Annotated in this window: 21 protein-coding genes; 8 read left to right on the plus strand and 13 right to left on the minus strand. The window is 67.4% G+C overall.

All coding sequences use genetic code 11. The features are described 5' to 3' along the window. Window positions 1-84 precede the first annotated feature (84 nt). The gene (gene serS / locus ABCN56_RS03570) at window positions 85-1377 is read left to right on the plus strand and encodes a serine--tRNA ligase (RefSeq protein WP_343079390.1); all 1293 of its coding nucleotides are present in this window, start codon (window positions 85-87) and stop codon (window positions 1375-1377) included. Between the two features lie 86 nt (window positions 1378-1463). Then, on the plus strand, window positions 1464-2177 hold the full coding sequence (locus ABCN56_RS03575) for a hypothetical protein (RefSeq protein ID WP_343079391.1): 714 nt from the start codon (window positions 1464-1466) through the stop codon (window positions 2175-2177). A gap of 4 nt (window positions 2178-2181) precedes the next feature. Here the strand turns inward: ABCN56_RS03575 and der are convergent, their stop codons facing one another. From der to ABCN56_RS03590, 3 genes are read right to left on the minus strand one after another with little or no spacing between them, the layout of a single operon-like run. Further along, entirely contained in the window at window positions 2182-3648 is a 1467-nt protein-coding gene (der, locus tag ABCN56_RS03580) for a ribosome biogenesis GTPase Der (RefSeq protein ID WP_343079392.1), read from the minus strand. A gap of 49 nt (window positions 3649-3697) precedes the next feature. Further along, window positions 3698-5023, minus strand: a complete 1326-nt coding sequence (locus ABCN56_RS03585; protein ID WP_343079393.1) for a PQQ-like beta-propeller repeat protein — start codon at window positions 5021-5023, stop codon at window positions 3698-3700. 37 nt (window positions 5024-5060) lie between these two features. Continuing rightward, window positions 5061-5705 carry a hypothetical protein gene (locus ABCN56_RS03590; RefSeq protein WP_343079394.1) on the minus strand — a complete coding sequence of 215 codons (645 nt, stop codon included), beginning with the start codon at window positions 5703-5705 and terminating at the stop codon, window positions 5061-5063. 204 nt (window positions 5706-5909) lie between these two features. Here ABCN56_RS03590 and ABCN56_RS03595 point away from each other — a divergent pair, with 204 nt between their 5' ends. Further along, the gene (locus tag ABCN56_RS03595) at window positions 5910-7097 is read left to right on the plus strand and encodes an efflux RND transporter periplasmic adaptor subunit (protein WP_343079395.1); all 1188 of its coding nucleotides are present in this window, start codon (window positions 5910-5912) and stop codon (window positions 7095-7097) included. Further along, a complete protein-coding gene (locus ABCN56_RS03600) occupies window positions 7097-10786 on the plus strand; it encodes an efflux RND transporter permease subunit (protein ID WP_343079396.1) in 3690 nt (1229 codons plus the stop codon). The genes ABCN56_RS03595 and ABCN56_RS03600 overlap by 1 nt, the downstream gene beginning before the upstream one ends. Window positions 10787-10804: 18 nt before the next feature. On the opposite strand, the gene ABCN56_RS03605 is transcribed toward ABCN56_RS03600, so the two are convergent. Together ABCN56_RS03605 and ABCN56_RS03610 are read right to left on the minus strand one after the other, a co-directional pair. Beyond that, complete coding sequence (locus ABCN56_RS03605) at window positions 10805-12724, minus strand: ABCB family ABC transporter ATP-binding protein/permease (protein WP_343079397.1); 1920 nt, start codon at window positions 12722-12724, stop codon at window positions 10805-10807. Between the two features lie 74 nt (window positions 12725-12798). After that, the gene (locus ABCN56_RS03610) at window positions 12799-14232 is read right to left on the minus strand and encodes a LysM peptidoglycan-binding domain-containing protein (protein WP_343079398.1); all 1434 of its coding nucleotides are present in this window, start codon (window positions 14230-14232) and stop codon (window positions 12799-12801) included. Window positions 14233-14342: 110 nt separating this feature from the next. Between ABCN56_RS03610 and ABCN56_RS03615 the strand changes: the two genes are divergently transcribed. Next, window positions 14343-14900, plus strand: coding sequence for an LOG family protein (locus tag ABCN56_RS03615; protein WP_343079399.1), 558 nt, complete (start codon window positions 14343-14345; stop codon window positions 14898-14900). On the opposite strand, the gene rarD is transcribed toward ABCN56_RS03615, so the two are convergent. The 6 genes from rarD to ABCN56_RS03645 all read right to left on the minus strand — a co-directional run bounded on the left by rarD (window position 14795) and on the right by ABCN56_RS03645 (window position 21768). After that, window positions 14795-15772: an EamA family transporter RarD gene (gene rarD / locus ABCN56_RS03620; protein ID WP_343079400.1), complete on the minus strand. Its 978-nt coding sequence runs from the start codon at window positions 15770-15772 to the stop codon at window positions 14795-14797. The two genes, ABCN56_RS03615 and rarD, sit on opposite strands and share 106 nt — an antisense overlap. Window positions 15773-15869: 97 nt before the next feature. Continuing rightward, complete coding sequence (locus ABCN56_RS03625; RefSeq protein WP_343079401.1) at window positions 15870-16472, minus strand: superoxide dismutase; 603 nt, start codon at window positions 16470-16472, stop codon at window positions 15870-15872. 154 nt (window positions 16473-16626) lie between these two features. Then, window positions 16627-17187, minus strand: a complete 561-nt coding sequence (locus ABCN56_RS03630; protein WP_343079402.1) for a sarcosine oxidase subunit gamma — start codon at window positions 17185-17187, stop codon at window positions 16627-16629. Beyond that, window positions 17180-20161 (minus strand): sarcosine oxidase subunit alpha family protein, encoded by a 2982-nt coding sequence (locus tag ABCN56_RS03635; protein WP_343079403.1) that lies wholly within the window; start codon window positions 20159-20161, stop codon window positions 17180-17182. Before ABCN56_RS03635 ends, ABCN56_RS03630 begins: the two co-directional genes overlap by 8 nt. Next, window positions 20158-20481 carry a sarcosine oxidase subunit delta gene (locus ABCN56_RS03640; RefSeq protein WP_343079404.1) on the minus strand — a complete coding sequence of 108 codons (324 nt, stop codon included), beginning with the start codon at window positions 20479-20481 and terminating at the stop codon, window positions 20158-20160. Before ABCN56_RS03640 ends, ABCN56_RS03635 begins: the two co-directional genes overlap by 4 nt. A gap of 39 nt (window positions 20482-20520) precedes the next feature. Next, window positions 20521-21768, minus strand: coding sequence for a sarcosine oxidase subunit beta family protein (locus ABCN56_RS03645; protein WP_343079405.1), 1248 nt, complete (start codon window positions 21766-21768; stop codon window positions 20521-20523). Between the two features lie 225 nt (window positions 21769-21993). Here ABCN56_RS03645 and ccmI point away from each other — a divergent pair, with 225 nt between their 5' ends. From ccmI to ABCN56_RS03660, 3 genes are read left to right on the plus strand one after another with little or no spacing between them, the layout of a single operon-like run. Then, the gene (ccmI, locus tag ABCN56_RS03650; RefSeq protein ID WP_343079406.1) at window positions 21994-23217 is read left to right on the plus strand and encodes a c-type cytochrome biogenesis protein CcmI; all 1224 of its coding nucleotides are present in this window, start codon (window positions 21994-21996) and stop codon (window positions 23215-23217) included. Beyond that, window positions 23214-23690: a Holliday junction resolvase RuvX gene (ruvX, locus tag ABCN56_RS03655; protein ID WP_343079407.1), complete on the plus strand. Its 477-nt coding sequence runs from the start codon at window positions 23214-23216 to the stop codon at window positions 23688-23690. The genes ccmI and ruvX overlap by 4 nt, the downstream gene beginning before the upstream one ends. Then, window positions 23687-23932 (plus strand): DUF1289 domain-containing protein, encoded by a 246-nt coding sequence (locus tag ABCN56_RS03660; protein WP_343079408.1) that lies wholly within the window; start codon window positions 23687-23689, stop codon window positions 23930-23932. Before ruvX ends, ABCN56_RS03660 begins: the two co-directional genes overlap by 4 nt. A gap of 51 nt (window positions 23933-23983) precedes the next feature. Here the strand turns inward: ABCN56_RS03660 and ABCN56_RS03665 are convergent, their stop codons facing one another. Both ABCN56_RS03665 and dusA read right to left on the minus strand, forming a co-directional pair. Continuing rightward, window positions 23984-24802, minus strand: coding sequence for a sulfite exporter TauE/SafE family protein (locus ABCN56_RS03665; protein ID WP_343079409.1), 819 nt, complete (start codon window positions 24800-24802; stop codon window positions 23984-23986). 69 nt (window positions 24803-24871) lie between these two features. Then, window positions 24872-25894 carry a tRNA dihydrouridine(20/20a) synthase DusA gene (dusA, locus tag ABCN56_RS03670; protein ID WP_343079410.1) on the minus strand — a complete coding sequence of 341 codons (1023 nt, stop codon included), beginning with the start codon at window positions 25892-25894 and terminating at the stop codon, window positions 24872-24874.

Below are 25894 nucleotides of genomic sequence, written 5' to 3' on the forward strand. Positions count from 1 at the left end.
GCCACACCGGCCCCAAGATTCCCGGTTCACCTTCCCCGCCCGATCGGGCATATCTAGCCCCGAACGGACCCGAAAGGTGAAACCATGCACGATATCCGGCAGATCAGAGAGAACCCCGAAGCCTTCGACGCCGCGCTCGGCCGCCGGGGCCTTTCCGGTCTCTCGTCGGAAATCCTGGCAATCGACGAGGCGCGCCGCGCAAAGATCCTCGCCGCCGAAACCGCCCAGGCCGCGCAGAATGCCGCCTCCAAGGAGGTCGGTGCCGCAAAAGCCCGCGGTGACGACGCGGAATTCGAGCGGCTTCGGACCCTCGTGGCCGACAAGAAGGCCGAGGTCGCGCGCCTGAACGAGGAAGCCTCGGCGGAGGATGCGCGGCTCAGGGACCTTCTGCTGACGATCCCGAACCTGCCGCACGACGACGTTCCGGTCGGCAAGGACGAGACGGAAAACGTGGAACTCCGCCGCTGGGGCACGCCGAAGACCTTCCCCTTCCGCCCACGCGAGCATTACGAACTGCCCGCCGTGCAGAAGGGCATGGATTTCGAAACGGCCGCGAAGCTCTCGGGCTCGCGCTTCGTCGTGCTGCGTGGCGCGGTCGCGCGTCTGCACCGGGCGCTGGCGCAGTTCATGCTGGACCTGCACACGAATGAACATGGCCTCATCGAGACGATGACACCGGTCCTCGTCCGCGAAGAGGCGATGTATGGCACGAACCAGCTGCCGAAATTCGCCGAGGACAGCTATCAGACGACCAACGGCTGGTGGCTGATCCCGACATCCGAGGTCACGCTGACGAATGCCGTTCGCGAAGAGATACTCGAGGAATCCACGCTGCCCCTGCGGATGACGGCGCACACCCAGTGCTTCCGGTCGGAAGCCGGTTCGGCCGGCAAGGACACGTCCGGGATGCTGCGCCAGCACCAGTTCGAGAAGGTCGAGATGGTGTCGATCACCACTCCCGAAACGAGCCGCGCCGAACATGAACGCATGACCCGCTGCGCCGAGACGGTTCTGGAACGGCTGGAACTGCCCTACCGCACGGTCGTCCTCTGCACCGGCGACATGGGCTTCGGCGCTCGGCGGACGCATGACCTCGAGGTCTGGCTGCCGGGTCAGAACACCTATCGCGAGATCTCCTCGGTCTCGGTCTGTGGCGACTTCCAGGCGCGCCGCATGAACGCGCGCTACCGGCCGGCAGGCGGCGGGAAGCCCGATTTCGTGCACACGCTGAACGGCTCGGGCCTCGCCGTGGGGCGCTGCCTGATCGCGGTCCTGGAAAACGGCCAGACCGAGGACGGCGGCGTGACGCTTCCCGAGGCGCTGCGCCCCTGGCTCGGCGGCAAGGGACGGATCACGGCCGAGGGCGAACTGGTCTGAGCGAGGTCTGGCGGGCACGGGCAGCCGTGCTATTCTCCCTCCTGGTTCCGCACTGACGGCGGACGAACCGAGACTGGGGGGACGGCATGGACCGCACGAGCCGCATGAAAGCCATCCTGCTTTTCGTCGCGGCGCTGACATTCGCCGCGGCGCCGATGGCGACGCCGGGGTTCGGCGGCTACGACCCTTCGAATTTCCCGATCCATCTCGACGATCCGGCGATCCTGCCGGCGGGCTACGCCTTCGCGATCTGGGCGGTGATCTACGCGGGGCTCGTGGTCCACGCGGGCTTCGGGCTTTTCGCCCGGGCCGAGGACGTGGCCTGGGACGGACCTCGCTGGCCCCTCTTCGGCTCGCTCGCGCTGGGTGCGAGCTGGCTGATGGTCGCGATGGCCAATCCCGTGATGGCGACGCTGCAGATCTGGGTGATGACTGTTCTCGCCCTTGTCGCGCTGTTCCGCGCCCCGCGGATTCCCGACCGCTGGCTCCTTCTCGGACCGATCGCGCTTTATGCCGGATGGCTGACGGCGGCTTCCTGCGTTTCGCTGGGCGTCGTGCTGATCGGGCACGGGATCATGGGTGAGATGGCCGCAAGCCTCGCGATGCTCGCGCTGGCGCTGGCCATCGCCTTCACCGTTCAGACCCGCCTTGCACGCGCACCGGAATACGGGGTCGCGGTGATCTGGGCGCTGGCCGCGATCATCGTGGCCAATGCGGGCGAAGGACTGGTGGTGCCGGTCGTGTGCCTCGCAGGGATCATCCTCATGGTCGGCGCCGCACGTCGCGCGGCGCTCGCCTGACGGATCAACCCTTCGCGGGCTTTCCCTTCTTAGCCTCGACGTGCTTTCGCAGCCGCGACGGCGTGGATTTCTTGCGGTCCTTGTAGGGGTTCTTGGCCCCCTGGTCGCGCAAGGTGAGCCGGATCGGCGTACCGGGCATGTCGAAGGATTCCCGCAGCCCGTTGATGAGGTAGCGCAGGTAGCTTTCCGGGATCTTGTCGGTATGGGTCGCCATGACGACGAACGCCGGGGGACGCGTCTTGACCTGCGTCATGTAGCGCAGCTTGATCCGGCGGCCGCCGGGAGCCGGCGGCGGGTGCGCCTCGGTCATCGTGCCGAGCCACTGGTTCAGCTTGGCGGTGGAGATGCGCCTGTTCCAGACGTCATAGGCCTTCAGGATCGCGGCGTGGAGCCGGTCGAGGCCCTTCCCGGTCTTGGCCGAGACGGTCACAAGCGGCGCGCCCCTGAGCTGCGGCAGGAGCCGTTCGAACGCCTCGCGCAGCTCCTTCAGTTTCTCGGGCTTGTCCTCTTCGAGGTCCCACTTGTTCGCGGCGACGACGACGGCCCGCCCCTCGGTTTCGGCGAAGTCCGCGATCCTCAGGTCCTGCTGTTCGAACGGCACCTCGACATCGAGAAGCACGACGACTACCTCGGCGAAGCGCACTGCGCGCAGCGCGTCGGCGACGGAAAGCTTTTCGACCTTGTCGGTCACCTTGGCGCGCTTGCGCATCCCGGCGGTGTCAAAGATCCGCATGGGCGTGCCCATGTAGTCGGCCGTCACCGAGATCGCGTCACGGGTGATCCCGGCCTCGGGGCCCGTCAACAGCCGGTCCTCGCCGAGGATCTTGTTGATGAGCGTGGACTTGCCCGCGTTCGGGCGTCCGATCACCGCGATCTGGAGCGGCTTGGCGCGCGTGGGAACCGGCGTTTCGCCTTCGCCATCCTCTGCCACAGCCACGTCAGTCTCGGGGGCTTCCTCTTTCGCGCGCTCCTCGAACGCATCGGCGAGCGGAAGAAGGGCGCGATAAAGATCGTCCATCCCCTCGCCATGCTCGGCGGAGATGCGCAGCGGTTCACCGAGGCCAAGGCTCCAGGCTTCGGTCGCGCCTGCGTCGCCTGCATGACCCTCCGCCTTGTTGGCGGCAAGGATCACGTGGCGCGCGCGTTTCCTCAGGATGTCGGCGAAGATCTCGTCCGCCGGCGTGACGCCCGCGCGGGCGTCGATGACGAACAGGCAGACATCGGCCATGTCCACGGCGCGTTCCGTCAGCCGCCGCATCCGGCCCTGAAGGCTCTCGTCGTCGACAAGTTCAAGACCGGCCGTATCGATCGCCGTGAAACGGAGGTCGCCAAGGCGCGCCTCGCCTTCACGCAGGTCGCGCGTCACGCCGGGCTGGTCATCCACCAGCGCAAGCCGCCGGCCGACGAGGCGATTGAACAGCGTCGATTTCCCGACATTGGGGCGACCGACGATGGCGAGCGAGAAGGTCATGGGCAGAGTCCGGCTGACGTTGAAGGCGTCCCCTTACACGGGTTTGCCCTCAACGGAAAGCGAGAAGCTGGCCTTTCCCGGAAACGATGTAAAGCGTCCCGCCCGCGACCACGGGCGCGGAGGCCGCGCCGCCGGGGAGGTCGTATTCGGTGATCAACGCCCCCGATACCGGATCGAAGGACCGAAGCTTTTCGTCAGTCGAGGCGATGTAGAGCCGGCCACCGGCAAGGATCGGGCCGAAGCTCGCCACGATCGCCTTCTGGCGCTTGATCTTCTGCTTGACGAAGTAGGGAAGTTCGACCGCCCAGACCACCTTGCCAGTCGCCGCGTCGAGCCGGATCAGGCGCGCTTCGTCCGACACGAGGAAGATCGCGCCACCCACCGGCCAGACCGGGCTCACCGCACCTTCGGTCGCGGACCAGATCCGGCGGCCGGTGTCGATGTCGAATGCAGCGACGCGCCCAGCGGACGAGCCTGCATAAACCGTCTTGCCGTCCACGACCGGATCGCCGGTCAGGTCGGTGAAGGTCGCATAGGCCCGCCCCCCGCGGGATCCGGCGACCTGGGCGAGCCATGCGCGCGTTCCGTCCTCGCGGTTGGCGGCGATGAGTTCGCCCGATGGGAACGGGAAGATCACGAGTCCGTCGGTGACCGCCGGGGCAGAGACGCCGGAGACGCCGGCCGGTGCGGGCATGCCGGGAAGTTGCCACAGGACGCGGCCATCGGTTGCCCGGATGGCCCACGCGGAGCTGTCGCGCGCGACCGCGTAGACGATGCCGCCAGCCACGGCGGGCGCGCCGCCGACGCCGGCGTCGAAATTCTGCCGCCAAAGAACGGCGCCGCTTGCCGCATCGAGAGCGACCAGTTCACCGAAGCCCGTCGTCACGAAGACCTTGCCGTCGTCCACCGCGATGCCGCCGCCCGAAGCGTCGTCGGAGCGGTCGGAGGGTGGCGTCAGGTCGGCCTGCCAGAGCGTCGCGCCATTCGTGCCCGTGGCGGTCACGAGCGCGCGGCTGTCGAGGGTGAAGACGCTGCCGCCCTCCACGACGGGGTCGGCGGTGATGCGGAACCGGCGGCTGTTGCCCTGCCCGATATTGGCGCTGAAAACGGCGTCCTGCGGGGCAGAGAGCGCGGGATGCACGAGACGATGCGCCGCGTTTCCGCCCCGGTGGGTCCAGTTGGCGTTGACCTGCGCTGCCGGAAGGGACAGCGGCACCTCGCGCGGCGCCTGCGCCTCGCGCGTTTCCGCGAGCGTCGGGCCGCCAAGACCGGCGCGGACGCTGATGCGTTCGCCTTCGAGGATCGGTTCCTTTTCGCCGCAGCCCGCGAGGACCGCCAGAACCGCGAATACGGAAACGCCGTGGGAAAGTCTCACTGCCTCTGCCCCTCTTCTGCCGGGCCGCCCGAGCGCCTCAGCCAGCCTCGGTTTCTCCACCCAGGGCCACAATCAACTGTGTGACGCGCGCTTGCAAGCCCGCCGTTAGATCGGGCTCTTCCAGCAGCGCGCGCAGCGCCGCGATCGCGGCCTCCGTTTCGCCGGCCTCGACGAGCGCAAGCGCCTGCTGTTCCAGCGCAAGGGCACGGTAAGGCGCACCCGGCGCGGAAAGCGTCGCGAGGATCGCGTCGCGGTCAGCCGCTGGCATCGAAGCGCCAGCGATCAGCACGGATTTCAGCTGCGCAAGCTGGCGGTAGCTCGCGGGAAGCGCCGGGTCCGCGGCGATCTCGGCCAGCTTCGCAAGCGCCGCATCGCGGTCGTCAGCCTCCAGCGCCGCTGCAGAGCCGAGCAGGTCGAGAACCGCGCGTTGGTCTCCCTCGGCGGGAACGGCAGCAAGCGCCGACGCCGAGTCATCGGATTGCATCGCGGCCATCACGGCGTCACCAAATGCCTGCGCCTCGCTTGTGGCCCGGGCCTTGCGCCATTCGTTGAAGGCCGCGCCGCCAACGATCAGGACGACGATGAGGATGCCGATCCAGCCGTATTTCCGCATCAGCGCGAAGAGCCGGTCGCGGCGGACCTCTTCGGTCACCTCGTCGATGAAGCTGTCGTTGTTGCTCACGCCTGCCCCCGTTCTGGAGAACACGTCCCCGATTTCGCGCCCGTCTTACACGCAAGCGCCGGCGCTTGCCAAGCCCGCCGCCGAAACCTGCGCGCGAGCTTGCCGTGGGGCCGGGAAGCAAGGGAAACCTTGCGGTCTCGGGCGCGCGGTATAGGTTCTCCACAGGTTCCCTGGCGCCAGAAGCGGCGCCGCGCGAGGTCGACGATGCGAGTTCTACCCCTTATCACCGCGGCGCTGGTCATGGCCACGCTCTACCTCCTCGTCTTCGAACGCGACCGGCTGCTCGTATTCGCGGCGCGTGAAGCGCCCGCGAGCGAAGCAGCGCCGGAAACGGCGGAAGCCCCGGTGACGACCGAAGCCGAAGCGCCCGCCGTGTCGGTCGTGGCGATCAGAAGCCGCGCCCAGTCCATTGACAGCGCCGTCCTTCTGCGCGGAGAGACGGAAGCCGCGCGTCAGGTCGAGGTGCGGGCAGAGACAGGCGGCAAGGTCATCTCCTCGCCCCTGCGGCGCGGCGCGAAAGTGGCAGAGGGTGATCCTCTTTGCGCAATCGACCCGGGCACGCGGCCCGCCGCGCTTGCGGAAGCCGAAGCGCGGTTGCCCGAGGCCGAAGCCCGTCTGGAAGAGGCGCGCGCGCGGGTTGTCGAAGCCCAGATAAACGCGAACGCGGCGGAGCGGCTGTCGGAGGGCGGGTTTGCCTCCGACGCGCGCGTCGCGGGGGCGGAAGCGTCTCTGGTTTCGGCCCGGGCCGGCGTTCGGTCCGCCGAGGCGACGCTTCGCGCCGCGGAGGCCGCTGTCGAGGCCGCGCTGACGGAGATGGAGCGCACGCGCATCGCGGCGCCCTTCGCCGGTTTCCTCGAAACCGACGCGGCGGAGACCGGCGCGCTTCTTTCGGCGGGAGGGCTTTGCGCGACGGTCGTCGCGCTGGACCCCATCAAGCTGGTGGGCTTCGTTCCGGAGACCGAGGTTGACCGTGTGACGCTCGGGGCGATGGCGGGCGCGCGGCTCGTCACGGGCAAGGAAGTCGTGGGAAGGGTCACGTTCCTGTCCCGCGCAGCCGATCCGAACACGCGGACCTTCCGCGTCGAGGTCGAGGTCGCGAACCCCGACCTCTCGATCCGCGACGGCCAGACCGCCGAGATCCTGATATCCGCCGAAGGCGGCTTGGCGCATCTTCTGCCGTCCTCGGCGCTGACACTCGACGACGAGGGACGGCTAGGCGTGCGCACGGTGGACGCGGGCCGCGCCGGCTTCGCGCCCGTCGAAATCCTGCGCGACACGGCGGAGGGCGTCTGGGTCGGCGGCCTGCCGGAGGAGGCGGAGGTCATCGTCGTCGGGCAGGAATACGTGACCGAGGGCGTGCCAGTCGCGGTCACCTACAGGGAACCGGGCTGATGACGGGCCTCGTCGACTGGGCCGCGTCCCGTGCGCGGATGGTTCTCGCCTTCATCGCGATGTCCATCATCGCGGGGCTCGTGGCGTACACGGGCCTTCCGAAAGAGGGCGAGCCTGACATCGAGATCCCGGCGCTCTTCGTTTCCGTCCCCTTCCCCGGGATTTCCGCCGAGGACAGCGAGAAGCTGCTCGTCAAGGTCATGGAGACGGAGCTTTCCGACCTCGACGGGCTGAAGACCATCTCCGGCACCGCGGCCGAGGGCTATGGCGGCGTCGCGCTGGAATTCGAATTCGGCTGGGACAAGACGAAGGTCATCGCAGACGTCCGCGACGCCATGAACCGGGCCGAGGCGAAGTTTCCCGAGGGCGCCGAACGGTATTCGATCAACGAGATCAACTTTTCCGAATTCCCGATCATCGTCGTGAACCTCTCGGGCCCGGTGCCGGAACGCACTCTCCTGCGGCTTGCCAAGGACCTCCAGGACAGGCTGGAGGCCCTGGAACCCGTGCTGGAGGCCGCGCTGGCAGGGCATCGCGACGAGATGCTCGAGGTCGTGATCGATCCCCTGAGGCTCGAAGCCTACAACGTGACGGCGGGGGAGCTCATTTCCGTCGTCAGGAACAACAACCAGCTCATCGCCGCGGGCGAGGTCGAAACCGCGACCGGCGCGTTCTCTGTCAAGATCCCTTCCTCCTTCGACAGACCCCGTGACGTCTACGAACTGCCGGTGAAGAAGAACGGCGACCGCGTCGTGACGCTGGGCGATCTCGCGGATATCCGGCTCACCTTCGAGGACAGGACCGGCACGGCACGCTTCAACGGAGAGACGACCGTCGCCATCCAGGTGGTGAAACGGAAGGGCTACAACATCATCGACACCGCCGATCTCGTGAAGCAGACACTCGCGGAGGCGCAGGAGGACTGGCCGCAAGACCTGCGCGCGGCGGTCGGCGTGGGCACCTCGCTCGACCAGTCCAGGACCGTGGGATCGATGGTGAGCCAGCTCGAAGGTTCGGTGCTGACCGCGATCGCGCTGGTTATGATCGTCGTGCTGGCGACGCTCGGGACGCGCTCGGCGCTGCTGGTCGGCATATCGATCCCGACCTCTTTCCTTCTGACCTTCGCGCTTCTGGCGGTCATGGGCATCCCGATCTCGAACATCGTGATGTTCGGGCTGATCCTCGCCGTGGGGATGCTGGTCGACGGTGCCATCGTGATCGTGGAGTATGCCGACAAGCGCATCCGCGAGGGTTCCGGCCCGATGCGCGCCTATGTCGAAGCGGCCAAGCGCATGTTCTGGCCGGTCGTTTCCTCCACCGCGACGACGCTCTGCGCCTTCCTGCCCATGCTCTTCTGGCCCGGCGTGCCGGGAGAGTTCATGGGCATGCTGCCCGTGACGCTGATCTTCGTGCTATCGGCCTCGCTCGTCGTCGCGCTCATCTACCTGCCGGTCATGGGCGGCGTCGCGGGACGGTTCAGCCGGCGCGTCGAGCACGCCTCGGACGCGCTGAAGCCCCTGCCCTGGCCCGTACGCGCGGGCCTCGTCGTCTTGGCGCTCGCGCTCCTGTTCCTCGGTGCGATGCTGACGCTCAATCCGGGCTACCTGTCGGGAACCCGATCGACGGGCGGCTTCGCGGCCTCGCTGCCTGGCATCGCGCTGTTCCTGCTGGCTGCGGTGTCGGCTTCGGTCACGCTGAACGCGGCCAAGATCGAGCGACGCGCAAAGCAGGTCCAGGCGGGCTACAGGCGCAGCCCCTTCGGCTGGCTGATCCACCTGATCGCCGGAAACCCGATCATGCCGCTCGTCACGATCGCCGCGGTCGGGGGCTTCGTCGTCACCGTCTTCATGATCTACGGCGCGAACAACCGTGGCACCGAGTTCTTCGTCGAATCCGAGACCGAGCAGGCGATCGTCTACGTCCGCGCGCGGGGCAACCTGTCGCTGGCGGAAAAAGACGCCCTTCTGGCCGAGGCGGAACAGATCGTCCTGGGAACCGAGGGGATAGATTCCGTCTTCGCCTTTGCCGGCACCGGCGGGCTCAACCAGAACACCGGCGGCGCGCAATCGCCCCTGGACACGGTCGGCCAGATCCAGATCGAGATGCAGCCATGGGAGAGCCGCAAGAACGATCCCGAACTCGACGGCGACCTCGTGCTCGACCGGGTGATGGCGAAGCTCGAGGCCCTGCCGGGCGTCAAGGTGGAGGCGCTGAGCGCCGCGCGCGGGCCGTCTTCGGGCAAGCCCATTCACCTGCGGCTCAAGGGCGACGATTTCACCGCGCTCGAGGGTGGGGTGGAAGCGGTGAACGCGCATTTGCGCACGATGGACGGCGTCTTCGCCATCGAAGACACGCGGCCCCTTCCCGGCATCGACTGGCAAATCGACGTCGACGTGGAAAAGGCAGGGCGTTTCGGCGCGGACGTGGCGACCGTGGGCGGCATGGTCCAGCTGGTCACGCGCGGGCTCCTCCTCGACACGATGCGGGTCGAAAGCTCGGACGAGGAGATCGAGATCCGGGTGCGCCTGCCGGAAAAAGACCGCGTCCTTTCGACCCTCGACACGCTGAAGCTCAGGACGTCCGAAGGGCTGGTTCCACTTGCGAACTTCATCACGCGGCAACCCGTCCAGAAACTCGGCCGGATCGACCGGGTTGACCAGACCCGCTACTACGACGTCAAGGCGGACGTGGCTGCGGGGCTCACGCGACTGACCGATGCGGAGGGCACGACCGTGGCCGTCCTGCCCATGGAAGCCGCGCGCGAACGGGCCGCCGCCGAGGGGCTGGGCGTCGTGCCGATCAACGGCAACGAACGGATCGCCGCCCTGACCGAATGGCTCGAGACGGAAGATCCCCTTCCGGCGGGCGTGGACTGGGAATTCACCGGCGATCAGGAGGAACAGGCGGAATCGGGCGCCTTCCTGATGAAGGCCTTCGCCGGCGCGCTCGGCCTCATGTTCGTGATCCTGCTGGCGCAGTTCAATTCCTTCTACAACTCGGTCCTCGTGCTTCTTGCGGTCGTCCTGTCCACCACGGGCGTCCTGATTGGGATGCTGGTGATGGACCAGACATTCTCGATCATCATGACCGGCGTGGGGATCGTCGCGCTCGCCGGGATCGTGGTAAACAACAACATCGTGCTGATCGACACCTACCAGGAACTCAGCCAATACATGCCCAGGACCGAGGCGATCACCCGGACCGCCGAAGCGCGGATCCGTCCGGTCCTTCTGACGACGATCACGACGATGGCAGGTCTTGCGCCCATGATGTTCGGCCTGTCGCTCGACTTCATCAACGGCGGTTACTCGATCAACAGCCCGACCGCGCTCTGGTGGAAGCAACTCGCGACCGCCGTGGTCTTCGGGCTGGGCATCGCGACGGTCCTGACGCTGGTGCTTACGCCCTCGCTTCTGGCGCTGCGCGTCTGGGCGGCGACGGGCGCCTACCGGACGGCGGCGCGCCTTTCCGCGTTGTCGCTTGGCAAGGACAGCCGGGCGGCGCGGGATATCGCGCTGGGGAAAGCCGCGATGCGGGTCAAGGGGCCGGAGATCCTCTGGACCGAGCCGGAGGCCGAGCCTCGCCCGCATGGGAGCGAGTTGCAGGCGGAGGCAGAGGCCGAGGCGCGCGGCAGTGGCGAAGACGGGGACGGGACAAAGCCGCCCTCGGGGCTCAAGGCCGCGGAATAGCGAGCTTGGTAGGGCGTCTCATCCTCGGGGCGTCCAGCGCCACTTGCCGTCCTTTGGCAGGTCCGTGATCTCCTCGGCCTCGGTGCCGCCGATGACGCTGACCAGGCGCGGCGCACCCTCGGTCTCCTCTTCCTCGGCGGACTGGCGGGCCCACATCTTCGCGTAGCGTCCGCGATGCGCGAGGAGTTCCTCGTGCCGCCCCTCCTCGACGATCCGGCCGTTCTCGAGAACCACGATCCGGTCCGCGTCGGCGATGGTGGAAAGCCGGTGCGCGATGGTGATGACCGTGCGGCCCTCGCCCATGGCCTTCAGGCTTTCCTGGATGTCGCGTTCGGTCTGCGTGTCGAGCGCCGAGGTCGCCTCGTCCAGCAGGAGGATCGGCGGGTCCTTGAGGATCGTCCGCGCGATCCCCACGCGCTGCTTTTCGCCCCCGGAAAGCTTCAGCCCGCGTTCGCCGACCTTGGTTTCATAACCCTCCGGCAGCGACATGATGAAATCGTGGATCTTCGCCGCCCGGGCCGCGGCAACGATCTCTTCCGGCCTGGCGTCCGGGCGGCCGTAGGCGATGTTGTAACCCACGGTGTCATTGAACAGGACCGTGTCCTGCGGCACGACGCCGATCTGCGCATGCAGACTGTCCTGCGTGATGTCGCGCAGATCCTGTCCGTCGATCCTCAGCGCGCCCCCGGTCACGTCGTAGAAACGGAAGAGAAGCCGTCCGATCGTCGACTTGCCGGAGCCGGAGGGACCGACGATCGCCACGCTCTGCCCCGCGCCGACCTTGAGGCTCACCCCTTTCAGGATCGGCCGGTTGGCATCGTAGCCGAAGGAGACATTGTCGAGCTCCACCTCGCCGCCCCGCACTGCGAGATCCGGCGCGCCCGGCTTGTCCGTGACCTCGGCCGGCTGCGACAGGAGTTCGAACATCTCGCCCATGTCGACGAGCGCCTGCCGGATTTCGCGATAGACCGTGCCAAGGAAGTTCAACGGCATCGTGATCTGGATCATGTAGGCGTTGACCATGACGAAATCGCCCACGGTCAGCGTCCCGGCCTGCACCCCCATCGCGGCCATGACCATCACCGTGACAAGCCCCGCGGTGATCAGAAGCGACTGCCCGAAGTTGAGGAAGCTCAGCGAATAGCCGGTCAGGACGGCGGCCTTCTCGTAGCCGGCCATCGCGGCGTCGTAACGCTCGGCTTCGCGGCGTTCGGCCCCGAAATACTTCACGGTCTCGAAGTTCAGGAGGCTGTCGATCGCCTTCTGGTTTGCGTCCGTATCCTGCGCGTTCATCTGGCGGCGGATCTGCACCCGCCACTCGGTGACCTTGAAGGTGAAGGTTACATAGGCCGAGATCGTCACGACGACCGCCGCCATGTACCAGAACCCGAAGACCGCCCAGAAGATGATCGCGACCATCGTCAGTTCGAGAATGAGCGGACCCACAGAGAACAGCATGAACCGCAGAAGGAATTCGACGCCCTTCACGCCCCGTTCGATCACGCGCGACAGACCGCCCGTCTTGCGCGTGATGTGGAACCGCATCGACAGGCGGTGGATATGCGTGAACGTCTCGAGCGCGAGTTTCCGGAGCGCACGCTGCGCGACCCGGACGAAGAGCGCGTCGCGCAATTCCCCGAACCCGACGGTCATCAGCCGGGCCACCCCGTAGGCGACGGTAAGGCCGACCGCAGTGAGCGCGAGCAGCATTCCGGTGCTGGGGTCATCGCCGCCCAGACGGTCGACCGCAGCCTTGTAGATAGCCGGCGTGGAGACCGAGACGACCTTGGCCAGAACCAGCGCCACCATCGCCAGGACGACGCGCCGCTTCACCCAAGGCTGATCCTCGGGCCAGAGATAGGGCGCGACCGAGCGGATCGTGTGCCACCCGCTCCTGCGAATTTCGCTAGCCGCGCTGGTCGTTGTCGTCCTTGCCATGAGAGGGCCTCCTGTGCGCCCTACCTAGGGCAGGCGCACGGTATTGGCCAGAGGCGGCGAACGGGTCCGCTACGTCACTCGGGTACGGTGAAGACCTGTCCCGGATAGATCAGATCGGGGTCGCGGATCTGGTCCTTGTTCGCCTCGTAGACGCGGACGTAGAGGAAGCCCGAGCCGTAGGTCTCCGTCGCGATCCCCCAGAGCGTGAACCCCGGCTGCACCGTAACCAGGGTGGCGCGCGTCGGCGACGCCGTTTCCCCGCCGGTCACGGCTGCCGCCGCGGTTTCGCCGGTTGCGGCGACAGCCCCGACAGGCTCCTCCGGCTTCGCCCCAACGGCGCCCGTGGCAACTTCCGCAGTCGTCGACTCTGTCGTGGGAGCCCCTTGGTCCGTCGTTGCGGCGCCGCTCGCGACTGCGGCGGAGTCGGGCGCCGGGGCGGGCGCCCCCGCAGGCGAGATCGCCGCGGCCGTCGCCACGATCACGTCCGGCGCCTCGCGCTTGAAGGGTGTTTCGAAGCGCGAGACGACCTTGCCCGCGTCATCGATCTGGTCGGCGCGCAGCGTGTAGATGCCGGCCCCAACGCCCGGCAGCGAAGATTCCCACGCTCCGCCCGTTCCGAGATCCACCGTATCCACGAGCAGGTTGTCGACATAAAGGCGCACGGCGCCAGCTTCCACACCGTCGGCGGCGCGGCCCGAAATCCGCACGGCACCCTCGGCGTCATAGGCGATCGTGTCGATGATGAGGTTCGCGGGCGCTTCTGCCGGAGCAAGAAGATGGACCCCCGAATCGTCGAGAACGAGGGCCGTGGGCGCAGAACCCGCCGAGGCCGCTGGTCCCGCGGCAATCTCTCCGGTTTCGACCGAGGCCGTCGCTTCGGGCGCGGCCGCGACTTCCGGCGCATCCGGCGCTTCTGCCGCTGCGACGGCCTCGGGACGCGGGGTGAGGATGACAGTCTGCCCCGAAGTGGTTTCGCCACCATCCGGCGAGACCGCGACCAGCGAAAGCACGCGCGGCCGGGCGCTCGGCTCAAGATCGAACAGGGCTGCGAAGGCGCCCCGCCCGTCCGCCTTGACGCGCGCCGCTTCGGCCATGTCGACGAGAACGCGGACCTCCGCCCCGGGTGCTGCCTTGCCCGCGACGAGGGTCGACCCGTCCGCCTCGGAACGCACGGTGTCAAATGTCGGGGCAGCCGGCATCGCCGCCGGTGCGGGTGCCGGTTCGGGCTGGGCCGGGGCCGCCGTCGTCTCGGGAACCGAGGCGGAGGTCTCCGGCTCAGCGACGGTTTCCGGAGCGGCCGCCGTCGGTTCGGGAGCTTCAACTGCCGGGGCGGTTGCGGTTTCCGTCGCCGGTTCCGTCGGCAAGGGAACGACAGACTCTTCCACGGGACGGCCGCCAAACACCAGCCACCAGACCACGACCGCGACAGCAAACAGCGCGCCCGCGCCCACGGCGAACTTTCCGGCGCCCAGTTTCGCCGCGCTCGGCGTCGTCTCTTCGCTCGACATATTCTTCCCCCAGGGCGCGGCTCTTCGTCTTCCGGCGCGCCAGTTCCCATGCTTGAGCGACCATAGCAACGCCGTTATCACCGGTCAAAGAAACCCTGCGCGAGGTGGTCATGACCGATAGCCCGAAATCCGTCTGCGTGTACTGCGGTTCGCGCCCCGGCCGCCGCCCCACCTACGCGTCCGACGCCGCCGCAACGGGCAGGATGCTCGCCGCGAACGGATGGCGGCTGGTCTACGGCGCCGGAGACGTCGGCCTCATGGGCGAGGTCGCACGCGCCACGCAGGCCGCGGGGGGCGCCACCATGGGCGTGATCCCCACCCATCTCCTCGCAAAGGAGGTCGGAAAGAGGGACCTGTCCACCTTCGTCGTCACCGAGACGATGCACGAACGCAAGAAGGTCATGTTCATGAACTCGGACGCGGTCGTCGTCCTGCCCGGCGGCGCGGGCTCGCTCGACGAACTGTTCGAGGTCGTGACCTGGCGACAGCTCGGGCTGCACGCGAAGCCCATCCTGCTTTTGAACACGGAAGGTTACTGGGCGCCCCTGCTGGCCGCGTTCGATCAGATCGTGGCGGAGGGCTTCGCGGAACCGTCGCTTGCCGGGTTCCTGACCGCGGTGCCGGACGTCCCGACACTCGAGGCGAGCCTCCGCGCCGCTCTTTCCTGAGAGAGACTCGACCAGGAATAAAGCGCCAGCGCCGCCCAGATGATCCCGAAGGCCGACCCATGCCAATTCGTGAAAGGCTCGGCGAAGACGAGCGTAGCGCAGCCGAACTGAAGCGTCGGGTTGATGTACTGGACAAGACCCACGGTCGCGAGCCGGACGCGCCTCGAGGCGTAGGAAAAGAGAATGAGCGGCCCGGCCGTCAGAACGCCCGAGACCGCCAGCAGAAGGCTCGCGCGCAGGTCATGGCCGAAGAAAGCCCCGGGCCGCCCCTCGGCCCAGAGGCCCGAATGGATCCCGAAAAGCCAGACGGCGGCGGCGGGCACGAGCACCAATACCTCGGCCGTGACGGACAGCACGGGGCCGGCGGCCAGGCGCTTCTTGAAAAGGCCGTAAAGCCCGAAGGTGCCCGCGATCATCAGCGCGATCCACGGCGCCGCACCCAGACCCCACGTCAGGAGTGCCACGGCCAACGCGGCAAGCAGGACTGCGAGCCCTTGCGCGGGGCGCAGCCTTTCCCCGAAGGCCGCGACGCCGATGACCACAGCGACGAGCGGGAAGATGTAATACCCGAGGCTCGCCTCCGTCGCCCGTCCGATCTGGATCGACAGGATGAACAGAAACCAGTTGGCTGAGATCATCATGGCCGCGAAGGCGGTGAGGACGAACGCCCTGCCCTTCAGGACCGTGGGAAGCTGCGAAAGCCGTCCCTGGAAGGCAAGGACCGAACTGAAGATCAAAGCGGACCAGAGCGTGCGGTGGCTGAGGACTTCAAGCGGCGGAACGGCGGCGAGAAGCTTGTAGTAGAGCGGTGACAGGCCCCAAATCGTCGAGGCCGCGACCATCGCCCAGAGACCCTTCACCGGCTCCCGCATTTTCCAGCCCCTCAAACCCGAGCCGCCGCGGCCCGGGGACCGCGGCGGCGAGAGATGCAATGGCCGGGGCACCGCCCCGGCCGCCGCCTCGTAAGCGTCAGAGACGCGACGCGACGTTTTCCCAGTTCACGAGCTTGTCGAGGAAGTTCGTAAGATAGGCCGGACGCTTGTTGCGGAAGTCGATGTAGTAGCTGTGCTCCCACACGTCGCAGCCCAGGAGCGCGGTCTGGCCGAAGCAGAGCGGGTTCACCCCGTTCTCGGTCTTCGTCACCTTGAGCGAACCGTCCTTGTCCTTGACGAGCCAGGCCCAGCCCGACCCGAATTGCCCGGCGCCGGCGGCGGCGAAGTCTTCCTTGAATTTCGCCACCGAACCAAAGGCTTCGGTCAGCGCCTTTTCGAGCTCGCCCGGCATTTTCTTGTCTTCACCCGGCCCCATCATTTCCCAGAACTGGTTGTGGTTCCAGTGCTGCGAGGCGTTGTTGAAAATGCCGTTCTGGGCCACCGCGCCGGCCTGGTAGGTGCCGGTGATGATGTCTTCGAGCGACTTGCCCTCCCACTCGGTGCCGGCGATCAGCTTGTTGCCGTTGTCGACATAGGCCTTGTGGTGCAGGTCGTGGTGATACTCGAGGGTTTCCTTCGACATGCCCAGCGAGGCGAGAGCGTCATGGGCGTAGGGAAGGTCGGGAAGTGTGAAGGCCATAGGTCATTCCTTTCGCGCTAAGGAGAATGTCATGGGGCAATAAGAGCCCGACAGAGGGGAAGGTCAAGGCCCCGTGCCGGGGTCCGGACACAGTTGGGGCCTACCGCAGGGTTCATCCGGCGGCAGGCCCCTCATTTCGGAAAACGCGTTGCGTTCAGGCCGTGAAGATCTCGGAACCCGACCGCGCGGAGTGCTCGAGAAGCCCCATGACGTAGCCCGCCACCGAGCGGAAGGAGACCAGCGTGAACTCCTCGGGTCCCGACCGCCAGAGAGCGGCGGCGACCTGCGCGGCGCGGGTGCGGCGAAGCTCGCCCTCGGCAAGCGAGGGGAAGTCCACCGGGCAAAGCTTCATCAGCACCTCGGCCGCCTTCTCGCCGCGGATGCGGATCGTCACGCGGGCGTCGGAGACGTCGGCGACGAGCGCATGTTCACCCGCGAGCGCGGCCTCGACCGAGGCGACGGTCGCCGCGGCTTCGGCGTAGGGCACGAGCAACAGCAACTCGTCCGGCGACATCCAGCCCACGGCCTTGTCGCCCGCCATGACGATCCGGCGCGTCGCCGGAACGTCGCAGCCGGTGGCATCCTTCACGGCCTTTTTCAGCTTGGCCGAGGAAAGATCGCCGCGGAGCGTGATCATGCCCTGCAGGCCAGCTTCCGCGACCTCGGCGAAACCCTTGTGAACTTCCCCGTTCAGGGCGCTGACGGCGTTAGACATTCTGCTTCTCCCCTTCCGGGTCGTAGAACACCGGGCTTACGATTCGGGCCTTGACCACCCGGCCGCCATCGGTCGGGAACTCGATCACTTCACCCATGCGCTCCGGCCCGCGACGGACCAGACCCATGGCGATGCCCTTGTCGAGCGTCGGCGAGTGGTAGGTCGAGGTGACGCGGCCCTGCACGTTCCTCTGCCCGTTGGCGTTCGTCCCCGGCGCGACGGCATAAGCGCCGTCCGGAATGACCGAGCCGTCGAGCGTCTCGAGACCGACGAGTTGCCACCGCTCCGGATCGGCGAGGAACGAACGTTCCTGCGCGCGCTTGCCGAGGTAGTCGGGCTTCTTCTTCGAGATCGCCCAACCGAGCCCCAGATCCTGCGGGATCACGGTGCCGTCGGTTTCGTCGCCGATCATGATGAAGCCCTTCTCGGCCCGCATGATGTGCAGAGCCTCGGTGCCATAGGGCATCACGCCGAACTCCTGGCCGGCCTCCATCAGCTTCTCCCAGAAGGCGAGGCCTTCAGAGGCGGGGACGGCGATCTCGTAGGACAGTTCGCCCGAGAACGAGATCCGGAAGACCCGCGCGCGGAAGCCGCCCAGAGTGCCCTCGGCCCAGGTCATGAACGGCATGGCGTCCTTGGACACGTCCATGCCACCCAGCTTCTCCAGAAGCTTGCGGGCGTTCGGACCCACGACGGCCACCTGGGCGTACTGCTCGGTCAGGTTGGCGGTGTAGACTTTCCAGTCCCACCATTCGCACTGCAGCCAGTCTTCCATGTGGCCATGGATACGATCCGCGCCACCCGAGGTCGTGTGGCAGAGCCAGCTGTCTTCGGAAATGCGCACGACCACGCCGTCGTCGGTGAGGAAGCCGTTCTCCGTGCACATCAGGCCGTAGCGGCACTTGCCCACGGGAAGCGTCGACATGACGTTCGTGTAGAGCATGTCGAGGAACTTGCCCGCGTCAGGCCCCTTCACGAGGATCTTGCCGAGCGTCGAGGCATCCAGGAGGCCCAGCGAATTCCGGGTGTTCCGGACCTCGCGGCGGACCGCGTCCTCGACGCCCTCGCCCGAACGCATGAAGCAGTAGGGACGGCGCCACAGGCCAACCGGCTCCCAGTAGGCGCCATGGGCTTCGTGCCACTCATGCATCGGCGTGCGACGCAGGGGCTGGAAGATCTCGCCCCGAGCCTCGCCGGCGATAGAACCCATCGTGATCGGCGTGTACGGCGGACGGAAGGTCGTCGTGCCGGTCGCCGGGATCGGTCGATGCAGCGCATCAGAAAGAACGGCGAGGCCGTTGATGTTGCTGAGTTTCCCCTGATCCGTGGCCATGCCGAGCGTGGTGTAGCGCTTGGTATGCTCGACGCTTTCGTAGCCCTCGCGCGCGGCAAGCTGCACGTCGGACACTTTCACGTCGTTCTGGTAGTCGAGCCACATCTTCATGCGCAGAGCGTAGCCCGCCCCTTGCGGCATGATCCAGACCGGCAGGATCGAGCCTTCGGCCTCGGCCGCGGCGTTGGGCGCATCGCCGGTGCCGCCAGCGGCCTTGTGGGCGTCGGCGAGAACCTCGTCGGCGCGCAGTATGCCGTTGGCGGAGCCGACGGCGACGACCATGGCCTCGCCATCCGCACCGGTCGCTGGACGCGACGCGTCGGGACGGAACATGGCCTGCGCCTCGTCCCACAGAAGCTTGCCGCCACAGTGCGACCAGAGGTGCACGACCGGAGACCAGCCGCCCGACATCGCGACCGCGTCACAGGCGATCGTCTCGATCTCGGAACCTTCGCCCGCGTGAGCGCAGATGGAAACGCCGGTGACCCGGCGGCCGCCCTTGACCTTGGCGATGCCGCGGCCTTCCAGCACGCGGACGCCACGGGCGCGGACCGCATCGGCCAGCGGGCCCTTCACCTCGGGACGCGCATCGAGCACGGCGGGAACGACGAGGCCCACGTCGAGCAGGACGAGCGCAGTGCGGTAGGCGTCGTCGTTGTTGGTCACGATCACGGTGCGATCGCCGGGCGAGACGGCCCAGTTCACGACGTAGTCGCGCACGGCCGAGGCCAGCAGCACACCGGGGATGTCGTTGCCGGCGAAGGACAGCGGACGCTCGATCGCGCCGGTCGCGGTGATGATGCGACCCGCACGGATACGCCACAGCCGCTTCTTCGGCCGCCCGTCGCCAGGGGTGTGATCCGAGATCTTCTCTTCGGCAAGAAGATAGCCGTGGTCATAGAGGCCCGACGCCATGGTGCGGGTGCGGAGGGTGACATTCTCCATCGCGCCAAGGGCTTCGATGGCCTTCTTCACCCAGGCTTCGGCGGCCTCTCCCTCGATCTCGACGCCGTCGACGACGGCGCGGCCACCCCAGTGGGCGGTCTGTTCGATGAGGACGACCCGTTGGCCCGCCTTCGCTGCCGCGAGCGCGGCCGTCAGGCCGGCGATACCACCGCCCACGACAACCGTGTCGGCGAAGGCATAGGTATGCTCGTAGCGATCCTCGTCACGGTCCTTCGGCACACGGCCCAGACCCGCCGACTGGCGGATGAAGGGCTCGTAGACGTGCTTCCAGAAGCTCCGGGGGTACATGAACATCTTGTAGTAGAAGCCCGCCGGCAGGAAGCGCGCCAACTTCGCGTTGATGGCGCCCACGTCGAGTTCGAGCGTCGGCCAGTGGTTCTGGCTGCGCGTCACCGCGCCCTCGAAAAGCTCGGTCGTCGTCGCGCGCTGGTTCGGCTCGAACCGGCCGCCCTCACCGAGGCCGAGAACGCCGTTCGGCTCCTCGGCGCCGGAGGCGACGACCCCGCGAGGACGGTGGTACTTGAAGGAACGGCCGATCATCATCTCGTCTTCGGCCAGAAGTGCCGACGCGAGCGTGTCGCCTTCATAGCCGCCCAGCTTGCGGCCGTTGAAGGTGAAGGACATCGGTTTGGCGCGGTCGATCAGACGGCCGCCGGTGGCAAGACGGGTGCTCATTTCCAGCCCTCCCAGGCGGGGCGCTTGGCCTTGATCTTCGCCTGCAGCTCCGCAGGCGGTTCGGTGGTCTGCGCGGGATAGGTGCCGAACACCTCCAGCGTCGCGGTGCAGCGGGCGGCCAGGAACCATTTCCCGCAGCCATAGGCATGGCGCCAGCGTTCGAAATGCACGCCCTTCGGGTTCTTCCGGGCGAACATGTAGCCTTCGAACTCCTCGTCGGTGGAGCCCGGGCCGAAGCGCTTCAGGTGCGCTTCGCCGCCGGGTGCGAGTTCGGTTTCCTCGGCGGCGACGCCGCAATAGGGGCAGGTGAGGGTCAGCATGTCATGCGCCTCTTTTCAGGGATGTCCGGGGGGCCACCATCAGTGCGCCACCCCCGCGGCGACGCTTTCGTCGATGAAGCGGCCTTCGCGGAAACGGTTCAGGCCAAATTCGGCCGCCAGCGGTCCGGGTTCGCCCTTGGCGATCAGCTCCGCCATCGCCCAGCCCGAGCCGGGGATCGCCTTGAAGCCGCCGGTGCCCCAGCCGCAGTTGACGAAGATGTTGCCGACGGGCGTCTTCGACAGGATCGGCGAGCGGTCGCCGGTCATGTCCACGATGCCGCCCCACTGGCGCAGCATCTTCAGCCGCGAGATCATCGGGAAGGTCTCGATCAGGGCGCGGACAGTTTCCTCGACGTGGTGCCAGGAGCCCCGCTGGGTGTAGTTGTTGAACCCGTCGGTGCCGCCGCCGATCACCATCTCGCCCTTGTCGGACTGGCTCATGTAGCCGTGCACGGTGTTGGCCATCACGACGACGTCCATGCAGGGCTTGATCGGTTCCGAAACCAGCGCCTGGAGGGCGAGGGATTCGATCGGAAGCCGGAAGCCCGCCATTTCGGCGAGGACCGACGAATGGCCGGCGACCACGATGCCGAGCTTGCCGCACTCGATCGCGCCCTTGTTCGTCTCGATGCCGGTGACCTTGCCGCCGGTGGTGCGGATGCCGGTCACTTCGCACTGCTGGATGATGTCCATCCCCATGGCGGAGCAGGCACGCGCATAACCCCATGCAACGGCGTCGTGGCGCGCGGTGCCGCCACGCGCCTGGTAGAGCGCACCGAGAACCGGGTAGCGCGGGCCGTCGATGTTGATGATCGGCACCAGCTCCTTCACGCGGGCGGGCTCGATCCACTCGGTCGACACGCCCTGAAGATTGTTGGCGTAGACCGTGCGACGGTAGCCCCGGACCTCGTGATGGGTCTGAGCGAGCATCAGGAGCCCGCGCGGCGAGAACATGATGTTGTAGTTCAGGTCCTGAGAGAGCGTCTCGTAGAGCGCACGAGCCTTTTCGTAGATCGCTGCCGACGGATCCTGGAGATAGTTGGACCGGATGATCGTGGTGTTGCGGCCGGTGTTGCCGCCGCCAAGCCAGCCCTTCTCGATCACGGCGACATTCGTGATGCCGTGATTCTTGCCAAGGTAATAGGCGGTGGCGAGGCCGTGGCCCCCCGCACCGACGATCACGACGTCGTAGCGTTTCTTCGGCTCGGGCGAAGCCCAGGCCCGTTCCCAGCCCGTGTGGAAGCGCATGGCCTCGCGGGCAACGGCGAATACGGAATATCGTTTCATGGGTCAGCCTCGAATCCCGGGGACGCACGGGCGCCCCACCCGACGCGTTAAATGGCGCGGGAGCGGATTTTCGACAGGTGCGGCAGCGGCACTATCGGTCAAAATACGACATGGCCGCAGATCGGACTGCGACATCGTGGCCCCCGGCGATGTCGTGGATGGCCGGATTTGGCCTTTTTCCCTAACGTGCGAAGGCTTACATGAGGGCGGACAACGGGAGATCTCATGCTGTTCTGGATTTTCGCCGCTCTGCTTTCCGCCGCGATCGCGGCAATCCTCGTGCTCGCCGCGCTGCGGGGCGGGCGCGACATGGAACCTGCGGCTGCCTATGACCTGCGAATCTACCGCGACCAGCTCAAGGAAGTGGACCGCGACCTCGCCCGAGGCGTGATCCGCGCGGAGGATGCCGAGCGAGCGAAGACCGAGATATCCCGCCGAATTCTCGAGGCGGACAAGGCGCTTGCCGCTGGCGAAGCCGCCGCGGCCGGACCTCGCGCGCTGACGATCGGCCTCTCGGCCGTCATGGCGGCGGTCGTCGTGGCGGGCGGCCTTGCGCTCTACTTCCGGATCGGCGCGCCGGGTTATCCGGACCTGCCGATCGAACGCCGGAAAGAGATGGCGGAAGCCGCGCGGTCCGCGCGTGTCGGCCAGGCAGAGGCGCAGGTGGAAGCCGCGGCGCTCCGGGGGCCCCTGCCCGAGGTTGACCCGCAATTTGCCGATCTCATGGAAAAACTCCGCGCGGCCGTGGCAACGCGGCCCGACGATCTGCAAGGCCTTGGACTCCTTGCGCGCAACGAGGCGGCGGTCGGGAATTTCGACGCCGCGATCGCTGCCCAGGAACGGATCATCGAGGTCAAGGGCGACGCCGCGACAGCGGAGGACAGCGCGACCCTTGCGGATCTCATGGTTCTCGCCGCAGGCGGCTATGTCTCGCCCGAGGCCGAGGCGGCCGCAGAGGCGGCGCTGGCGCTTGACGCCAGGAACGGGACCGCGCGCTACTACCTCGGTCTCATGCATGCCCAGACCGGGCGGCCAGACCTCGCCTTCGGGTTCTGGCGCGGGCTCCTCGAGGACGGACCGGCGGACGCGCCCTGGATCGCCCCGATCTCCGAACAAATCAGCGAACTCGCCGCGCTGGCCGGTGTGGACTACACGCCGCCCGGCGCTGGCCGCGGGCCGTCGGCGGCGGATGTCGCGGCGGCGGACGACATGAGCGAGGAAGACCGCCAGGCGATGATCCGGACGATGGTCGAGGGTCTGAACGACCGGCTCGCGACCGAAGGCGGAACCGCCGAGGAATGGGCGCGGCTGATCGGCGCTCTTGGCGTCCTCGGCGAGACCGAGCGCGCCAAGGCGATCTGGACGGAGGCTCAGGGCGTGTTCGCCGGGCGGGAAACCGACCTCGCCACCCTGCGCGCGGCCGCGGAACGGGCGGGAGTCGCCGAGTGATCCACGAAACACCCGAGGAATTCGCCGCAGCGCTGCCGCCCGGCCGGGCGATCGCCGGTCTCGACCTTGGCGAAAAGACGATCGGCGTCGCGGTCTCCGACCGGATGCTGTCGGTCGCGACGCCGCTGGAAACCATCCGGCGCAAGAAATTCACGCTGGACGCCGAACGGCTGCTGGAGATCGCGAGGGCGCGCGAGATCGGGGGGATCGTCCTCGGCCTGCCGCGCAACATGGACGGAACGGAAGGCCCGCGCTGCCAGTCTACCCGGGCCTTCGCGCGGAATCTCTCCCGCCTCACGGACATCCCGATCGGCTTCTGGGACGAACGTCTTTCCACCGTCGCCGCCGAAAGGGCGCTTCTGGAGGCGGATACGTCGCGAAAGCGTCGCTCCGAGGTGATCGACCACGTCGCGGCGGGCTATATCCTCCAGGGCATGCTCGACCGGATCGGGCATTTGAGGCGCGGGCGATGACAGACGATATCTGGAAGCGTGACGAGATCGAGAGTCCTTGCGTAAAGATCTGCTCCATCCACCCGGTGGAGCGGATCTGCATCGGCTGTTACCGCACGGTCGAGGAGATCACCGCTTGGAGCAGGATGGCTCCGGAGTCACGCCGCCGCATCATGTCCGAGCTGAAGGCACGCGCGCCAGTTCTGCGCCAGCGCCGCGGCGGCCGGGCCGCCCGGGTCGGCGCGCCGGACGCGGCCGAGTAATCCTGCCATCGCCGCGGAGCGGCTGCGCGTTTCTCTCGACGCGCCGGCGCTTCAGTAGCCCGCGGCCTTCCGCAGCATGTTGATCGCGACCACCGCGAGGAAAACGGCAAAGACACGCTTCAGCGGCTTCGGGTCCATCGCATGTGCCAGCCGCACGCCCCAAGGCGTCGTGATGAGCGTCATGGCGATGATGACCGCGAAGGCCGGCAGGTTCACCGCGCCGAGCGTGTAGGGCGGCGGCGACGCGATATCGACGAAGAGGAAGCCCATGACCGAGGGGACGGCGATGACGACGCCGAAACCCGCCGCCGTCGCGACCGCGCGGTGGATCGGCGTGTTGAAGAGGCTCATGAGCGGCACGCCAAAGCTGCCGCCGCCGATCCCCATCAGGACCGAGAGGAACCCGACGGCCGGCGACAAGGCGGCGCGAACCGCGCCCGTGGGCATGGTCTGGCCGAGCCGCCAGTCGGACCGTCCGAGACCGAGGTAACACGCGACGACGAGGGCGAGCGTGCCGAAGATCGCCTGAAGCGCCGGCGTCCGCAGCTGGGCAACGACGAGAACGCCAAGGATGGCGCCCACCGCGATTCCGGGCGCCCAGCCCTTCAGGATGTTCCAGTCCACCGCACCCTTGCGGTTATGGGCAAGGACCGACCGGACCGAGGTGACGATGATCGTGGCGAGCGAGGTCGCGAGGCAGACCTGCATCAGCTCGCCCCCGGCGTAACCGAGATAGGAGAAGGCGTAGTAGAAGGCCGGTACGAGGATGATCCCGCCCCCCACGCCGAGAAGCCCGGCGACCACGCCCGCGAAGGCACCGATCGCAAGAAGCATGGCCAGCATCGGCAGTAAGGTGGCAAGATCCGGCATCGCATTTCCCCCCGTTCCCGGATCAGATACCCGGTTCCCGTGGGAGGGGCCAGACGGAAAGGATGAGGCTCAGGCCGCCTGACGGGCCACATGCGACAGGGCGGCGTCGAGCACGCCGAGCCCCGCCCCGTCGCGCGTACCCTGCTCCGACAGGGTCCTGCGCCAGGCCCGCGCGCCGGGGCGCCCGTGGAAGAGGCCCAGCATGTGCCGCGTGATCTGGTGGAGCCGCCCTCCTTCCGCCAGGTGGCGGGCGATGTAGGGGCGCATCGCCTCCACGACCTCGAACGGGTCGCGCGAAAGCCCGCCGCCGAATATCATCTCGTCGGCGCGGCCAAGGATCTCCCACGGCTCATGGTAGGCGGCACGGCCGACCATGACGCCGTCGAGCCCCTGATCGAGAAGATCGCGGGCCTGCTCCAGCGACCCGATCCCCCCGTTTATCGAGACGTGAAGTTCGGGATAGGTGCGCTTCATCTCTAGGACGAGGGCATAGTTCAGGGGCGGGATTTCCCTGTTTTCCTTGGGCGAAAGCCCCTGAAGCCAGGCTTTACGGGCATGGATGGTGAAGCGCGAGACCCCTGCCCGGCTCACGGTTTCCAGAAACGCCGGCAGAACCTCCTCCGGAACCTGCTCATCCACCCCGATCCGGCACTTGACCGTCACCTCGACGCGCGCCGCGCCGATCATTGCCGCGACACAGTCCGCGACGAGGCCCGGGCGCTCCATCAGGACAGCCCCAAAACAGCCGGACTGCACCCGGTCGGAAGGGCAGCCCACGTTCAGGTTGATCTCGTCATAACCCCAGTCGGAAGCGATACGCACGGCCTCGGCAAGCTCCGCAGGGTCGGACCCGCCGAGCTGCAGCGCAACGGGATGCTCAGCGGCGTCGTAGTCGAGCAACCGCGCGCGGTCCCCATGGATGATGGCCGGGGCCGTGACCATCTCGGTGTACAGAAGCGCATGGGAGGACATCTGGCGGTGAAGGAACCGGCAATGACGATCCGTCCAGTCCATCATCGGGGCGACGGACAGACGCGCGGCGCGGCGGACCTCGGAAAACCCCGTTTCCCCTTGGTTCTTCGTTTCCGCCAT

It is taken from the genome of Ostreiculturibacter nitratireducens, assembly GCF_032670585.1.
Taxonomy (GTDB): Bacteria; Pseudomonadota; Alphaproteobacteria; order Rhodobacterales; family Rhodobacteraceae; genus Ostreiculturibacter; species Ostreiculturibacter nitratireducens.

Coding starts and splice junctions, on each gene's coding strand:
- ABCN56_RS03640 (WP_343079404.1), bottom strand. CDS start 20,481: ATGCTGACCCTCACCTGCCCCTATTGCGGCGTCGCCGCCGAGGAAACC.
- ABCN56_RS03630 (WP_343079402.1), bottom strand. CDS start 17,187: ATGTCTAACGCCGTCAGCGCCCTGAACGGGGAAGTTCACAAGGGTTTC.
- ABCN56_RS03605 (WP_343079397.1), bottom strand. CDS start 12,724: ATGGCAAGGACGACAACGACCAGCGCGGCTAGCGAAATTCGCAGGAGC.
- der (WP_343079392.1), bottom strand. CDS start 3,648: ATGACCTTCTCGCTCGCCATCGTCGGTCGCCCCAATGTCGGGAAATCG.
- ABCN56_RS03645 (WP_343079405.1), bottom strand. CDS start 21,768: ATGAAACGATATTCCGTATTCGCCGTTGCCCGCGAGGCCATGCGCTTC.
- ABCN56_RS03575 (WP_343079391.1), top strand. CDS start 1,464: ATGGACCGCACGAGCCGCATGAAAGCCATCCTGCTTTTCGTCGCGGCG.
- ABCN56_RS03610 (WP_343079398.1), bottom strand. CDS start 14,232: ATGTCGAGCGAAGAGACGACGCCGAGCGCGGCGAAACTGGGCGCCGGA.
- ABCN56_RS03595 (WP_343079395.1), top strand. CDS start 5,910: ATGCGAGTTCTACCCCTTATCACCGCGGCGCTGGTCATGGCCACGCTC.
- rarD (WP_343079400.1), bottom strand. CDS start 15,772: ATGCGGGAGCCGGTGAAGGGTCTCTGGGCGATGGTCGCGGCCTCGACG.
- ABCN56_RS03665 (WP_343079409.1), bottom strand. CDS start 24,802: ATGCCGGATCTTGCCACCTTACTGCCGATGCTGGCCATGCTTCTTGCG.
- ABCN56_RS03660 (WP_343079408.1), top strand. CDS start 23,687: ATGACAGACGATATCTGGAAGCGTGACGAGATCGAGAGTCCTTGCGTA.
- ccmI (WP_343079406.1), top strand. CDS start 21,994: ATGCTGTTCTGGATTTTCGCCGCTCTGCTTTCCGCCGCGATCGCGGCA.
- ABCN56_RS03635 (WP_343079403.1), bottom strand. CDS start 20,161: ATGAGCACCCGTCTTGCCACCGGCGGCCGTCTGATCGACCGCGCCAAA.
- ABCN56_RS03600 (WP_343079396.1), top strand. CDS start 7,097: ATGACGGGCCTCGTCGACTGGGCCGCGTCCCGTGCGCGGATGGTTCTC.
- ABCN56_RS03615 (WP_343079399.1), top strand. CDS start 14,343: ATGACCGATAGCCCGAAATCCGTCTGCGTGTACTGCGGTTCGCGCCCC.
- ABCN56_RS03625 (WP_343079401.1), bottom strand. CDS start 16,472: ATGGCCTTCACACTTCCCGACCTTCCCTACGCCCATGACGCTCTCGCC.
- dusA (WP_343079410.1), bottom strand. CDS start 25,894: ATGGCGGAAACGAAGAACCAAGGGGAAACGGGGTTTTCCGAGGTCCGC.
- serS (WP_343079390.1), top strand. CDS start 85: ATGCACGATATCCGGCAGATCAGAGAGAACCCCGAAGCCTTCGACGCC.